At 72.1% G+C, this 14,020-nt stretch carries 10 protein-coding genes; 7 read left to right on the top strand and 3 right to left on the bottom strand.

All coding sequences use genetic code 11. From position 1 onward, the window contains the following. Window positions 1-31 precede the first annotated feature (31 nt). Window positions 32-460 carry a hypothetical protein gene (locus ACFZDL_RS15185; protein ID WP_353595300.1) on the bottom strand — a complete coding sequence of 143 codons (429 nt, stop codon included), beginning with the start codon at window positions 458-460 and terminating at the stop codon, window positions 32-34. Between the two features lie 175 nt (window positions 461-635). Between ACFZDL_RS15185 and ACFZDL_RS15180 the strand changes: the two genes are divergently transcribed. The 3 genes from ACFZDL_RS15180 (at window position 636) to ACFZDL_RS15170 (ending at window position 4,789) form a co-directional block, all read left to right on the top strand. Then, window positions 636-1,787 (top strand): sensor histidine kinase, encoded by a 1,152-nt coding sequence (locus tag ACFZDL_RS15180; RefSeq protein ID WP_353595299.1) that lies wholly within the window; start codon window positions 636-638, stop codon window positions 1,785-1,787. Next, complete coding sequence (locus ACFZDL_RS15175; RefSeq protein WP_353595298.1) at window positions 1,784-2,452, top strand: response regulator transcription factor; 669 nt, start codon at window positions 1,784-1,786, stop codon at window positions 2,450-2,452. Before ACFZDL_RS15180 ends, ACFZDL_RS15175 begins: the two co-directional genes overlap by 4 nt. Window positions 2,453-2,629: 177 nt before the next feature. Then, window positions 2,630-4,789, top strand: a complete 2,160-nt coding sequence (locus ACFZDL_RS15170) for an MMPL family transporter (protein ID WP_353595297.1) — start codon at window positions 2,630-2,632, stop codon at window positions 4,787-4,789. 70 nt (window positions 4,790-4,859) lie between these two features. Here ACFZDL_RS15170 and ACFZDL_RS15165 read toward each other — a convergent pair whose 3' ends face one another. Together ACFZDL_RS15165 and ACFZDL_RS15160 are read right to left on the bottom strand one after the other, a co-directional pair. Then, entirely contained in the window at window positions 4,860-6,905 is a 2,046-nt protein-coding gene (locus ACFZDL_RS15165; RefSeq protein WP_353595296.1) for a glycoside hydrolase family 31 protein, read from the bottom strand. Window positions 6,906-7,128: 223 nt separating this feature from the next. Beyond that, entirely contained in the window at window positions 7,129-8,145 is a 1,017-nt protein-coding gene (locus ACFZDL_RS15160) for a LacI family DNA-binding transcriptional regulator (protein ID WP_353595295.1), read from the bottom strand. Between the two features lie 239 nt (window positions 8,146-8,384). On the opposite strand from ACFZDL_RS15160, the gene ACFZDL_RS15155 reads away from it, so the two are divergent. The 4 genes from ACFZDL_RS15155 to ispG all read left to right on the top strand — a co-directional run. Beyond that, window positions 8,385-10,328 carry an acyl-CoA dehydrogenase family protein gene (locus tag ACFZDL_RS15155; RefSeq protein ID WP_353595294.1) on the top strand — a complete coding sequence of 648 codons (1,944 nt, stop codon included), beginning with the start codon at window positions 8,385-8,387 and terminating at the stop codon, window positions 10,326-10,328. A 187-nt stretch (window positions 10,329-10,515) separates the two neighbouring features. Then, the gene (gene dxr, locus ACFZDL_RS15150) at window positions 10,516-11,781 is read left to right on the top strand and encodes a 1-deoxy-D-xylulose-5-phosphate reductoisomerase (protein WP_353595293.1); all 1,266 of its coding nucleotides are present in this window, start codon (window positions 10,516-10,518) and stop codon (window positions 11,779-11,781) included. Then, window positions 11,778-13,079, top strand: a complete 1,302-nt coding sequence (locus tag ACFZDL_RS15145) for a site-2 protease family protein (RefSeq protein ID WP_353595292.1) — start codon at window positions 11,778-11,780, stop codon at window positions 13,077-13,079. The genes dxr and ACFZDL_RS15145 overlap by 4 nt, the downstream gene beginning before the upstream one ends. Window positions 13,080-13,220: 141 nt before the next feature. Beyond that, window positions 13,221-14,020, top strand: an 800-nt coding sequence (ispG, locus tag ACFZDL_RS15140) for a flavodoxin-dependent (E)-4-hydroxy-3-methylbut-2-enyl-diphosphate synthase (RefSeq protein WP_391191212.1), incomplete at its 3' end; no start/stop codon positions are given.

Raw genomic sequence — 14,020 nt, 5'->3', positions numbered from 1 at the left:
CGCTCCTCCGGCGGGCGGCGGCGCCCGGCGCTCATGAGCGCCGGGCGCGCCTCCGGCGCAGGCCCGCCGCGCACACTCCGCACAGGGCGCCCCAGAGGGCGTTGGTGGCGAGGAGCGGGACGATCGCGATCGGATGGGCGAGCGGTCCCTGCAGCCGCCCGGTCAGCACGGGCGAGAGGACGCCGCTCAGCACGATGACGGCGAGCGCGTATCCGAGGCCGGCGGCGACAAGCGTCGGCACGGGCTCGTGCACGCGGCCGAGGCCCACCACGAGGATCCAGATCAGCGAGATGGCCGCGGTGAGGATCAGGGGCGTCGCCGGTCTGCCCAACGCGTCACTCACGCCGACGACGGAGCACAGCGGCCGGATCAGCGCGACGGCGGTCAGGCCCGCCACCAGCGGCGGATGGAGCCGGCGGTACCAGGGCGCGGGGCGGCGGCGCTTGTCGTACGCGTTCATGCCCGCAGCGTGGCGGACCGGACCCCGGCCGGGCATCGGTCCGCGGCCGACACCCGCCGTACCCCTCCGGTTGTCACCGCGGCGCCCCGCGTACTCCCCAAGTCGCGGCAGCGGCCGCCTCATTACCACCGAGCGGAGGAGGGGCGGGTGCCCGAGCCGACCCTAGGGTGGGCGTATGGTCTCTCACGGCTCCCTCGCCCGGCTGTGGCCGCCACGCGGCCGGTGGGCGGACGCGATGCCGGCCGGCGGGGTCTTCGTACTGGCGGCCGCGGGCGGCACGAGGTCGCTCATCGGCGAGCGCGCGGAGCCCTGGCCGGTCACCGTCTTCGGCTGGGCGATGATCGCCGCCGCCTGCGGGGCGCTCTGCTTCCGCCGCCGCCATCCGGTGGCCACAGCCCTCGGCGTGCTGGCCGCCACCGCCGCCTACTACCTCACCAGCGCCTACGACGGGCCGCTCCTGGTCGCGTTCGTCGTCGCGCTGTACACGGTCGCCGCCCGGGGACGGCCGCGGGCGGCCGTCGCCATCGCCGCGCTGAGCGTCGTCGCCGTCGGCGCCGGCACGCTGGAGGGCAACGACGACGTCAACGGGGTCGGCCTGTTCATGCTCACCGGCTGGCTGGTCGCGGTGGTCGCGCTCGGCTGGGTGCGCCACACCCGCCTGGCCTACGTCCACGAGGTGGAGCAGCGCGCGGCCGGCGAGGAGCGGCTGCGCATCGCCCGGGAGCTGCACGACGTCATCGGCCACCACATCTCCCTCATCAGCGTGCAGTCCTCGGCCGCCCTGCACCGCATCGAGAAGGACCCCGGGCAGGCCCAGACGGCCCTCGCCGCGATCAAGAAGTCCAGCCGTGAGGCGCTGCGCGAGCTGCGGACGACCCTCGGCCTGCTGCGGCAGGTCGACGAGGACGCGCCCACGGCACCGCCGCCGGGCCTGGCCAGGATCGGCGAACTCGTCGAGTCGGCGCGGTCGGCCGGGTTCGACGTGCGCGCGCACACCAGCGGCGAGCCGGTGCCGCTGCCCACCGAAGTGGAGCTCGCCGCGTACCGCATCGTCCAGGAAGCGCTCACCAACGTGGCCCGGCACTCCCGGGCCACCGCGGTCACCGTCCACGTCGAACACGCGCCCCGGGAGGTCCGGATCGAGATCGCGGACAACGGGCGCGGCCCGGACCGGACCGCCCCCGGCAGCGGCATCAGCGGCATGCGCGAGCGCGCCCGCGCGCTGGGCGGCGAGCTGGCCGTCGGCCCCAGGGGACCCGGGCCGGACGGCGGCTTCGCCGTACGGGCCCGGCTGCCGCACCGGAACGGAGCATCATGGCAGGCATGATCAAGGTTTTGCTGGCGGACGACCAGCGGCTGGTGCGCGCCGGATTCCGCTCGATCCTGGAGGACGAGGACGACATCACGGTGGTCGCGGAGGCGGGCGACGGCGACGAGGCCGTCTCGGCCTGCCGCGAGCTGCGCCCCGACGTGGCGCTGCTGGACATCCGGATGCCCGGGACCGACGGCCTCCAGGCGGCCCGGCGGATCACCGCCGACCCCCGCCTGGAGGGCGTCAAGGTCGTCATCCTGACCACCTTCGACCTGGACGACTATGTGTACGGCGCGCTGCGCGCCGGCGCCACCGGCTTCCTGGTCAAGGACACCGAACCGGAGGAGCTGATCCACGCCGTGCGGGTGGCGCACCGCGGCGACGCGCTGATCAGCCCCTCCGTCACCCGCCGGCTGATCGCGGAGTTCGCCGGGCGGGTCCGGGCCCCCGAGCCGGGCCCGAGGCTGCGTGCCCTCACCGGCCGCGAGCGCGAGGTGATGGAGCTGGTGGCCGCCGGGCTGACGAACGACGAGATCGCCGCCCGGCTGGTGCTCAGCCCGGCCACCGCCAAGACCCATGTCAGCCGCATCATGACCAAGCTGGACGTCCGGGACCGCTCCCAACTGGTGGTGCTGGCCTACGAGTCCGGGATGGTCAGCCCCGGCTGGCTGGCGGGGTAGCGCGGCCCCTTCCGCGACCCCTTTCCGCGGGCCGTTCCGCTTTCCGCGGCCCCTTCCGCGGCCTCGAGCGCGACCGGGGGAGTATCCGGGCCCGGGACCCGGCAACCCGTGGGGTACGCCGGGTGTCGACCCCGGGCCGATGCCCCGGGGCGGGCCGGGCCCGGATGCTTCCGGCCCATGAGCGCACCTCCCTTCTCCGCCAAGGCCGCGGACACCGGCGTCTTCGGGCGCCTCGCCGCCTGGTCCCAGACCCACCGCTGGGGCGCCCTGCTGCTGTGGATCCTCGTGGTGGCCGCCATCACCGTCGGATCGCAGGCGGCCGGCAGCGCCTACCGCAACGACTTCACCCTGCCGGGCACCGACTCGCAGACCGCCACCGACCTGCTGAGCGAGCACGGCTCCCGGCAAGCGGGGGACAGCGTGCAGATCGTCTTCAAGGACGAGGGCGGGCTGCGCGCCGAGCGCGGCGCCATCGAGAAGACCCTCGACCGGGTCCGCGGCCTGCCCTCCGTCACCGAGGTGCGCGGCCCGTACGCGGACGCCTCCGCACTCTCCCGGGACGGCACCGTCGGCTACGCGACCGTCACCCTCGACGGCAAGGCGGAGGAGGTACCCAAGGGGGACGTCACCCGGATCATCGACACCGCGAAGGCCGCCGAGAAGCACGGCCTGGAGGTCGCGCTCGGCGGCGAGGCGGTGCGCGGCGCCGAGGAGGAGGCGGGCGGCGCCGCCGAGGGCGCGGGCATGCTCGCGGCGCTGGTCATCCTCGTCCTGCTGTTCGGCTCGCTGGTGGCGGCTGCGCTGCCGCTGGTCACCGCGGTGTTCGCGGTGGGCGGCGCCATCGGTCTGATCGCCCTGGCCTCACACCTGTTCACGGTCGCCGACTTCACCCCGCCCATCATGATGCTCGTCGGGCTCGGGGTGGGCGTGGACTACGCGCTCCTGATCTTCTACCGCTACCGGCACGAACTCATCCGCGGCGCCGAGCGCCACACCGCCGCCCGCACCGCGCTGGACGCCGCCGGCCGTACGGTCTTCTTCGCCGGCTGCACCGTCATCATCGCGCTGCTCGGCCTGGTCGCCCTGGGGCTGGGATCGCTGCAGGGCGTGGCGCTCGCCGTCGCGCTGACCGTGCTCGTCACCATGGCGGCCGCCCTGGTCCTGCTGCCCGCGCTGCTGGCCGTACTCGGCGGGCGCGTCCAGCGCCAGGTGCTGCGGCGCGCCGACCGGGCCCGGGCCAAGGGCAAGGAGGAGGGCCGGCGCTGGCGGGCCCTGGCCGCCGCCGTGCAACGGCGCCCGCTGCCCGCGCTGCTGGCCGCCGTCGTCGCGCTGCTCGCGCTGTCCGCCCCGGCCCTGAGCCTGCGCCTGGGCTTCGCCGACGCGGGCAACGACCCGGCCACCTCCACCAGCCGCCGGGCCTACGACCTGCTCGCCGAGGGCTTCGGGCCGGGGTTCAACGGCCCCCTGGTCGTGGTGAGCCGGGGCGACGCGGCGGCCGCCCGCGAGCTGCGGACCACCCTCGCCCGCACCGACGGCATCGCCGCCACCACACCGCCGCTGCCCTCCGAGGACGGCGCCGTCTCCACGGTCCTCGCCTTTCCCCGCACCTCCCCGCAGGACGAGGGCACCGCCGACCTCGTCCACACGCTGCGCGACCGCGTCCTGCCCCGGCTCGCCGAACGCACCGGCGCCGACTACCTGGTGGGCGGGCCCACGGCCGCCGCGCAGGACTTCGCCGACTCCGTCGCCGACCGGATGCCGCTGTTCGTCGCCGTCGTCGTCGGCCTCTCCGCGCTGCTGCTCATGGTGGTCTTCCGCTCCCTGCTGATCCCCCTGAAGGCCGCGCTGCTCAACCTGCTGTCCATCGCCGCCGCGCTGGGCGTGATCACGCTGGTCTTCCAGCACGGCTGGTTCGGGGCACAGCCCGGCCCGGTCGAGGCGTTCATCCCCGTGATGATCTTCGCGATCGTCTTCGGCCTCTCCATGGACTACGAGGTGTTCCTCGTCTCCCGCATCCACGAGGAGTGGGAGCGGACGAAGGACCACTCCCACGCGGTCCGCGAGGGCCTGGCGGCCACCGGCAAGGTGATCACGGCGGCCGGCGCCATCATGATCGTGGTGTTCGCCGCCTTCGTGCTCAGCCCGAGCCGCATGCTCCAGCAGTTCGGACTGGGGCTCGCGGTGGCGGTCCTGCTGGACGCGGTGGTCATCCGCTGTCTGATCGTGCCGGCCGTCATGCGGCTGCTCGGCAGGCACGCCTGGTGGCTGCCCGCGCCCCTCGCCCGACGGCTGCCGAAGGTGGCGCTGGAGCGCCCGGACGCCGACGAGGCGATCTGAGCCGGGCGGAACCGGCCGGCGCGCCCGGGCAGAGCCCCGGGCGCGTCGACGGGCGGCCGGCGACCGCCCGTCAGGGCTCCCGCACCGGCAGCCGCGCGTCGTCGCGGAGGAACAGCGGGATCCGCTCCAGCGGGGCGGGCACGGTCACCGTCGTGCCGCCCGCCCAGCTCTCGCCCGTCCAGGCGTCCGTCCAGCGCGCCCCCGCCGGCAGATAGGCGGTCCGCTCGGTAGCGCCCGCCTCCAGGACCGGGGCGACCAGCAGGTCGGGGCCCAGCAGAAAGGCGTCCGCGACGCTCCAAGCCGCCTCGTCGCCGGGGAACTCCAGGAAGAGCGGGCGCATGGGCGGCAGCCCTTCCTCATGGGCGGCGCGCATCTGTGCCAGCACATACGGCTTGAGGCGTTCGCGCAGCCGCAGATACGAGCCGAGGACGCGCTCGGCCTCCTCGCCGTACGACCACACCTCGTTCGGGCCGCCGGTCATGCCGGGCCCGAGCGGAAGCCCCGGCTCGCGGAAGCCGTGCAGCCGCATGATCGGCGACAGCGCGCCGAACTGGAACCAGCGGATCAGCACCTCGCGGTACGCCGGGTCGTCCGGATCGCCGCCGTGGAAGCCGCCGATGTCGGTGTTCCACCACGGGATGCCGCAGAGGGCGACGTTCAGGCCGGCGGCGATCTGCCGGCGCAGCGTCGCGAAGTCCGTGCCGATGTCGCCCGACCACAGGGCGGCCCCGTGGCGCTGGCTGCCCGCCCACGCCGAGCGGTTGAGGGTCACCACCTCCTCCTCGCCCGCCGCGCGCAGGCCCTCGTGGACCGCGCGGGCGTTCTCGCGCGGGTAGAGGTTGCCGACCTCCAGGCCCGGCCCCGCGTGGTAGCGCAGATTCGCCGAGAAGCCGGGCTTGAGCTCCGGTTCGCAGGCGTCCAGCCAGAAGGCGCGGATTCCGTACGGCTCCAGATAGTTCTCCCGCACCCGCGACCACATGAACTCGCGGGCCTCCGGATGGGTCGCGTCGTAGAAGGCGACGTGGATGTGCTCACCCTCGCGCACATCGGGCCAGTCGGCGTGCGCCGTGGGCCCGTACTCGGTGCCGACCAGGAGGCCCCGCTGGTCCATCGTGGAGTGGTTCTCGCTCAGCGGGGAGACCGAGGGCCACACCGAGACCACCAGCTTGATGCCCAGCTCGTCCAGCTCCCGGGTCATCGCCGCCGGGTCGGGCCATTCCACCGGGTCGAACTTCCAGTCGCCCAGGTGCGTCCAGTGGAAGAAGTCGCAGACGATCGCGTCGATCGGCAGCCCGCGCCGCTTGTGCTCGCGGGCCACGGTCAGCAGCTCCTCCTGGGTGCGGTAGCGCAGCTTGCACTGCCAGAACCCGGCCGCCCACTCCGGCAGCATCGGCGCGCGGCCGGTCACCGCGGAGTAGCGGCGCTGCGCGGCCGCCGGGTCCCCGGCCGTGATCCAGTAGTCGATCTGGCGTGCGCTGTCGGCGACCCAGCGGGTGCCGGTCGCGGCCAGCTCGACCCGCCCGACGGCCGGGTTGTTCCACAGCAGGGTGTAGCCGCGGCTGGAGGTGAGGACCGGGATCGACACCTCGGAGTTGCGCTGCACCAGGTCGATCACGGCGCCCTTCTGGTCCAGCAGACCGTGCTGATGCTGGCCCAGGCCGTAGAGCCGCTCGCCCTCGTACGCCTTGAAGCGCTGCTCGATGCGGTGGTAGCCGTTGCCCGTGGCGGTGCGCAGCCGCGGCCCCGGCCACCAGAAGTGGGCGCGCTCCTCGGCCAGGAGCTCCCGGCCGTCCTCGGTGGCCTCGAACCGGATCATGCCGTCCGCGCCGATCCGCGCGGTGATCGCGCCGCAGGTCAGCGACGCCTCCCCGGCCTCGATCGCGACGCTCGCGGCGGCCTTCGGCGGACCGTCGAGCAGCGCGCCGGGCAGGTCCTCGAGCAGCGGCCCGCCGAGCCGGGAGCGGACCCGGATCGCATCGGGCCCCCACGGTTCCAGGCGTACGGTCTCCTGCCGCCCGGTCCACTCCAGCGCGCCGTCGCGCTCGCCGAAGCTGCCGACGGTGGGGGAGGACTGGGCGAGCGACGCTGAGGCGGTGGCCGGTGGTGATGGGTTCACGGGGCGCTCCTCGGGATGCGGCGGTGGACGTACGGGGGGAGAGCTTTACGGGCGTATCGCTTCGGGACGTACGGCTCGGGGGACGCTGCGAGGGCGGGACTTCGGCGGGGCCGCCGCGGGCTTCGGCAGGGCCTCGGGGGCTTCGGCGGGGCAGCCGCCGGCTTCGATCGATGGCTTGGGGGACAGGGTGCGCGGCAGGCGGCCGCTACGGGGCGGCGCCGGGTCAGGGCGCGGCGTTCGGTGCCGGGCCCGAGCTCTCCCGTACGGCCAACTCGGGCTCCAGCAGCGCCACCTCGTCCGAGCCGCGCCCCTCCAGCTTGGACACCACCAGCTCCACCGCCCGCCGCCCCATCTCATGCGCGGGGATCGCGACCGAGGTCAGCCGCACCGAGGCCTGGGTGGCCACCTGGTCGGGGCAGATCGCCACCACCGAGACGTCCTCGGGCACCGCGCGGCCCTGCTGGCGCAGCAGGCTCAGCAGCGGGTCGATGGCGGCCTCGTTCTGCACCACGAACCCCGTGGTGGCGGGGCGCTCGTCGAAGATCCGGGCCAGCGCCCCGGCCATGGACTCATAGCTGCCCTCGCACGGGCGGTGCAGCAGGCGCAGCCCCAGGTCGCGGGCGCGGCCGCGCAGCCCCTCCAGGGTCCGTACGGCGAAGCCGGTGTGGCGCTCGTACACCGCCGCCGCCTCGCCGACCACGGCGATCTCGCGGTGGCCGAGCCCGGCCAGATGGTCAGCGCACAGCGCCCCGGTCGCTGTGAAGTCCAGGTCGACGCAGGTCAGTCCGACGGTGTCGGCGGGCAGTCCGATCAGCACGGTGGGCTGGCGGGCGTCCCGCAGCAGCGGCAGCCGCTCGTCCTCCAGCTCCACGTCCATCAGGATCATGGCGTCGGCGAGCCCGCTGCCGGTGACCCGGCGCACGGCCGCCGGGCCCTCCTCGCCGGTCAGCAGCAGCACGTCATAGCCATGGGCGCGGGCGGTGGTGGCCACCGCGATGGCGACCTCCATCATCACGGGCACATACATATCTGTCCGCAGCGGCACCATCAGCGCGATGATGTTGGAGCGGCTGCTGGCGAGCGCGCGGGCGCCGGCGTTCGGGTGGTAGCCGAGTTCCTTGATGCTCTGCTCGACCCGCTCGCGGGTGGGGCCCGAGATCGAGCGCTTGCCGCTGAGAACGTAACTCACCGTGCTGGCGGAGACTCCGGCGTGCCGGGCGACCTCGGCGAGGGTGACCATGCGGGACTCCGTCCGGATCATTGAAGCGCTTCGACTGACTCGCCGAGTGATACTTGGCAGGCTGCGCGGATCGACAGTAATCCTGTCCGGGTTCGCTGTCCAGGTAGTCGAAGCGCTTCAACTGGCTTTTTCCACCGCCTGGGGCCACACGCTTTGCCGCCCCGCCGCACCGGAGGCACACTGGCACCGTACGTGCCGGTAATGTCACGAGATTGTCTATTCGCGGCAAGGGAGCACCCATGACCGCATCATCCGTCAGGCCGGTGTCCGAGCGCGAAGCGCGCCGGGTCGCCGAGGCAGCCCGCGAGCAGGTATGGCACAAGCCGAGCTTCGCCAAGGAACTGTTCCTCGGCCGCTTCCGGCTCGATCTGATCCACCCCCACCCCGCCCCCGCACCGGACGACGTACGGCGCGGTGAGAAGTTCCTCGAGAAGCTGCGCGAGTTCTGCGAGACCCGCATCGACGCCGCCCGCATCGAGCGCGAGGCCAAGATCCCCGACGAGACGGTCGAGGGCCTCAAGGAGCTCGGCGCGCTCGGCATGAAGATCGACCCCAAGTACGGCGGGGCCGGCCTGACCCAGGTCTACTACAACAAGGCCCTGGCCCTCGTCAGCTCGGTGAGCCCGGCCATCGGCGCGCTGCTCTCGGCCCACCAGTCCATCGGCGTTCCGCAGCCGCTCAAGCTGTTCGGCACCCAGGAGCAGAAGGACGCCTTCCTGCCCCGCTGCGCCCGCACCGACATCTCGGCCTTCCTCCTCACCGAGCCGGACGTGGGCTCCGACCCGGCCCGGCTCGCCACCACCGCCGTGCCCGAAGGCGACGACTACATCCTCGACGGGGTGAAGCTGTGGACGACCAACGGGGTGGTCGCCGACCTCCTCGTGGTCATGGCCCGCGTCCCCGCGTCCGAGGGGCACAAGGGCGGCATCACCGCCTTCATCGTCGAGACGGCCTCCGAGGGCGTCACCGTCGAGAACCGCAACGCCTTCATGGGCCTGCGCGGCCTGGAGAACGGAGTGACCCGCTTCCACGGGGTCCGCGTCCCCGCCGCCAACCGCATCGGCCCCGAGGGCGCAGGGCTCAAGATCGCCCTGACGACCCTCAACACCGGCCGGCTCTCGCTGCCCGCGATGTGCGCGGGCTCCGGGAAGTGGTGTCTGAAGATCGCCCGCGAGTGGTCCGCGGCCCGTGAGCAGTGGGGCAAGCCGATCGCCCGGCACGAGGCCGTCGGCGCCAAGATCTCCTTCATCGCGGCGACCACCTTCGCCCTGGAGGCCGTCATCGACCTCGCCTCCCAGATGGCCGACGAGGACCGCAACGACATCCGTATCGAGGCGGCGCTGGCCAAGCTGTACGGCACCGAGATGGCCTGGCTGATGGCCGATGACCTGGTCCAGATCCGCGGTGGCCGCGGCTTCGAGACCGCCGCCTCGCTCGCCGCCCGCGGTGAGCGGGCCGTCCCGGCCGAGCAGATGCTCCGCGACCTGCGCATCAACCGCATCTTCGAGGGCTCGACGGAGATCATGCACCTGCTGATCGCCCGCGAGGCCGTGGACGCCCATCTGTCGGTCGCGGGCGACCTCATCGACCCGGACAAGTCCCTGTCCGACAAGGGCAAGGCGGCCGCCAAGGCCGGCGGCTTCTACGCCCGCTGGCTGCCGGGCCTGGTCACCGGCCCCGGCCAGCTCCCCCGCGCCTACGCCGAATTCCGCCCGCCCCGCCACCGCGACCTCTCCCCGCATCTGCGCTACGTCGAGCGCTCGGCGCGCAAGCTCGCCCGGACCACGTTCTACGCCATGTCCCGCTGGCAGGGCCGGATGGAGACCAAGCAGGGATTCCTCGGCCGCATCGTGGACATCGGCGCGGAGCTGTTCGCCATGAGCGCCGCCTGTGTACGGGCCGAGATGCTGCGCACCACGGGCGACCACGGCGTCGAGGCCTACCAGCTGGCCGACGTCTTCTGCCGGCAGGCGCGGATCCGCGCCGAGGAGCTTTTCGCCCGGCTGTGGACCAACACCGACGAGCTCGACCGCAAGGTCGTCTCGGGCGTCCTGTCGGGCTCGTACGCCTGGCTGGAGGACGGCGTGCTCGACCCCAGCGGCGACGGCCCCTGGATCGCCGACGCCACCCCCGGCCCGGCCAGGAAGGAAAACGTCCACAGGCGCATTGGCCCCCGCGCCTGAGCCGGCGGAGCCTCCTTTGCGCCTAAACCGGCGCCGCTCTCGCGGAGGGGGTTGCTGTCCTTGGGGGTTGCTCAATTGATGGTTGCGCCCGGACAGGGGAGAACCCGGGCGCAACCACGGGGCCCGGTTCGGGTGGCGCTGCCGGACCCGGTCACCCGGGCCGTGCGTGAAGGGCAACAATGGGGCAATGACGGATTCCCTCGCTGACCCGCATCTCCGCTTTCCGGCGGCCACCGCCGCCACCGGAGGCCCGCGCGACATCGTGATCCTCGGTTCCACCGGATCGATCGGTACCCAGGCCATCGACGTGGTGCTGCGCAACCCCGACCGCTTCCGGGTGACCGGACTGTCCGCCGCCGGCGGGCGCGCCGGGCTGCTCGCCGAGCAGGCTCACCGGCTCGGGGTGCGGGTGGTCGCGGTGGCACGGCCGGAGGCCGTGTCCGAGGTGCGCGAGGCGCTGGCCGCGCGGTACGGGGCGGGGGAGCCGCTGCCGGAGATCGTCGCGGGGCCGGACGCGGCCACCGAGCTGGCCCGCTCCGAATGCGACACCGTGCTCAACGGCATCACCGGCTCCATCGGCCTGGCGCCCACCCTCGCCGCGCTCGAGGCCGGCCGGGTGCTCGCGCTGGCCAACAAGGAGTCGCTGATCGTCGGCGGGCCGCTGGTGAAGGCCCTGGCCAAGCCCGGGCAGATCGTGCCGGTCGACTCCGAGCACTCCGCCCTCTTCCAGGCGCTGCTCGGCGGCTCCCGGCAGGAGGTCCGCAAGCTGGTGGTCACCGCGTCCGGCGGGCCGTTCCGGGGCCGTACGAAGCAGGAGCTGACCGAGGTCACGCCCGAGCAGGCGCTGGCCCACCCCACCTGGGACATGGGCCCGGTGATCACGATCAACTCCGCGACCTTGGTCAACAAGGGGCTGGAAGTCATCGAGGCGCATCTGCTCTATGACATTCCCTTCGATCGGATTGAGGTGGTGGTGCACCCGCAGTCGTATATCCACTCGATGGTCGAATTCATTGACGGCTCCACCCTGGCGCAGGCGAGTCCGCCCGATATGCGGATGCCGATCGCGCTCGGTCTCGGCTGGCCGGACCGGGTGCCGGACGCCGCGCCGGGCTGCGACTGGACCAAGGCGCACACCTGGGAGTTCTTCCCGCTGGACAACGACGCGTTCCCCTCGATCGGCCTCTCCCGTCACGTCGGCGCGCTCGGCGGCACCGTGCCCGCCGTCTTCAACGCGGCGAACGAGGAGTGCGTGGACGCCTTCCTGGCCCGGAAGCTGCCGTTCAACGGAATCGTCGATACGGTCGCCCAAGTGGTGGCCGAACACGGCACCCCCACCGCGGGAACCCGGCTCACGGTCGAGGACGTCCTCCAGGCAGAGGCCTGGGCCCGCGCCCGCGCCCGTGAACTGGCCGCCCGCGCGGCCAAAGCGACTCCGGAGGCTCGCGCATGACGGCACTGATGACGGTCCTCGGCATCGTCGTATTCGTCCTGGGACTGCTCTTCTCGATCGCCTGGCACGAGCTCGGCCATCTCTCCACGGCCAAGCTCTTCGGCATCCGGGTGCCGCAGTACATGGTCGGCTTCGGCCCGACGATCTTCTCCCGGAAGAAGGGGGAGACGGAGTACGGCGTCAAGGCGGTCCCGTTCGGCGGCTACATCCGCATGATCGGGATGTTCCCGCCCGGCGACGACGGGAAGATAGCGGCCCGTTCCACCTCGCCGTGGCGCGGGATGATCGAGGACGCCAGGTCGGCCGCCTATGAGGAGCTGCAGCCCGGCGACGAGACCCGGATGTTCTATACGCGCAAGCCGTGGAAGCGCGTGATCGTGATGTTCGCCGGGCCGTTCATGAATCTGGTGCTGGCCGTGGTGATCTTCCTCGGTGTGATGATGTCCTTCGGCGTCAACACCCAGACCACCACGGTGGGAACCGTCCAGAAGTGCGTGGTCCCGGCCTCCGCCGACACCGACAAGTGCCCCAAGAGCGCCAAGGACACCCCGGCCAACACCGCCGGGCTGCGGGCCCGCGACAAGATCGTGGCCTTCAACGGCGAGTCGACCCCGGACTGGAGCACCCTCCAGCAGCGCATCCGCGAGACCGTCGGCCCCGCGACGATCACCGTCGAGCGGAACGGCGTCCGCAAGGACCTGCACGCGGTCCTCATAGAGCACCAGGTCGCCAAGACGGACGGGCGGGGCGGCTATGTGGAGGGGAAGTACGTCACCGCGGGCTTCCTCGGCTTCACTCCTGCGAGTGGCGTGGTCAAGCAGTCCTTCGGCCAGTCGGTGGACCGTATGGGCAATATGGTGCAGGACGGCATCGACTCGCTGATCGCCCTCCCCTCGAAGATCCCCGACCTGTGGAACGCGGCGTTCGGTGACGGTGAGCGCAAGGCGGACTCCCCGATGGGCGTCGTCGGCGCGGCGCGGGTCGGCGGTGAGGTCGCCAACCTCGACATTCCGGCCTCCCAGCGGGTCGCCACCATGCTGTTCCTGGTGGCCGGCTTCAACCTGTCGCTCTTCTTGTTCAACATGCTGCCGCTGCTGCCGCTGGACGGCGGGCACATCGCGGGCGCTGTGTGGGAGGGCGTGCGGCGCCACACCGCCCGGCTGGTCCGCCGGCCCGACCCGGGGCCGTTCGACGTGGCCAAGATGATGCCGGTCGCCTATGTGATCGCCGGGGTGTTCATCTGCTTTACCTTGTTGGTGCTGGTGGCCGACGTGGTGAATCCGGTGAAAATCTCCTGATGGTGCGAGATGTTCCGAAGTGCGCCTTTGGGTGCACTTCGGGTTCGCAATGTGCCCGGCCCCTCTACGGTGCCGTAACCTCGGACACCGGAGCCCGCCGATCTCGGGACCTTCATTCATGACCTTGGGGTTGCTCGCCAGATGACAGCGATTTCGCTTGGAATGCCATCCGTTCCGATCAAGCTCGCCGACCGCAGAGTCAGCCGGAAGATCCAGGTCGGGTCGGTGGCGGTGGGCGGGGACGCGCCGGTGTCGGTGCAGTCGATGACGACGACGGTGACGGCGGATATCGGTGCGACGTTGCAGCAGATCGCGGAGCTGACCGCGTCGGGGTGCGAGATCGTGCGGGTGGCGTGTCCGTCGCAGGATGACGCGGACGCGTTGCCGGTGATCGCGAGGAAGTCGCAGATTCCGGTGATCGCGGATATTCATTTCCAGCCGAAGTATGTGTTCGCGGCGATTGATGCCGGGTGTGCGGCGGTGCGGGTGAATCCGGGGAACATCCGGCAGTTCGACGACAAGGTGAAGGAGATCGCGAAGGCGGCGTCGGACGCGGGCACTCCGATCCGGATCGGGGTGAACGCGGGGTCGTTGGACAAGCGGCTGCTGGAGAAGTACGGGAAGGCGACTCCGGAGGCGTTGGTGGAGTCGGCGTTGTGGGAGTGCTCGCTGTTCGAGGAGCACGGGTTCCGGGACATCAAGATCTCGGTGAAGCACAACGATCCGGTGGTGATGATCAACGCGTACAAGCAGCTGGCGGAGCGGTGTGACTATCCGCTGCACTTGGGTGTGACGGAGGCGGGGCCGGCGTTCCAGGGGACGATCAAGTCGGCGGTGGCTTTCGGTGCGCTGCTCAGTGAGGGGATCGGGGACACGATCCGGGTGTCGTTGTCGGCGCCTCCGGTGGAGGAGGTGAAGGTCGGTATCCAGATCCTGGAGTC

The sequence above is a fragment of the Streptomyces sp. NPDC007917 genome (assembly GCF_042959105.1).
GTDB lineage: Bacteria > Actinomycetota > Actinomycetes > Streptomycetales > Streptomycetaceae > Streptomyces.
Note: the sequence above shows the minus strand (reverse complement) of the source record. Positions and strands in the feature narration are given on the sequence as shown.

What these genes read in the sequence shown, in the direction of transcription:
- ACFZDL_RS15185 (WP_353595300.1), bottom strand. Translation starts at nt 460, where the DNA reads ATGAACGCGTACGACAAGCGCCGCCGCCCCGCGCCCTGGTACCGCCGG.
- ACFZDL_RS15180 (WP_353595299.1), top strand. Translation starts at nt 636, where the DNA reads ATGGTCTCTCACGGCTCCCTCGCCCGGCTGTGGCCGCCACGCGGCCGG.
- ACFZDL_RS15175 (WP_353595298.1), top strand. Translation starts at nt 1,784, where the DNA reads ATGATCAAGGTTTTGCTGGCGGACGACCAGCGGCTGGTGCGCGCCGGA.
- ACFZDL_RS15170 (WP_353595297.1), top strand. Translation starts at nt 2,630, where the DNA reads ATGAGCGCACCTCCCTTCTCCGCCAAGGCCGCGGACACCGGCGTCTTC.
- ACFZDL_RS15160 (WP_353595295.1), bottom strand. Translation starts at nt 8,145, where the DNA reads ATGGTCACCCTCGCCGAGGTCGCCCGGCACGCCGGAGTCTCCGCCAGC.
- ACFZDL_RS15155 (WP_353595294.1), top strand. Translation starts at nt 8,385, where the DNA reads ATGACCGCATCATCCGTCAGGCCGGTGTCCGAGCGCGAAGCGCGCCGG.
- dxr (WP_353595293.1), top strand. Translation starts at nt 10,516, where the DNA reads ATGACGGATTCCCTCGCTGACCCGCATCTCCGCTTTCCGGCGGCCACC.
- ACFZDL_RS15145 (WP_353595292.1), top strand. Translation starts at nt 11,778, where the DNA reads ATGACGGCACTGATGACGGTCCTCGGCATCGTCGTATTCGTCCTGGGA.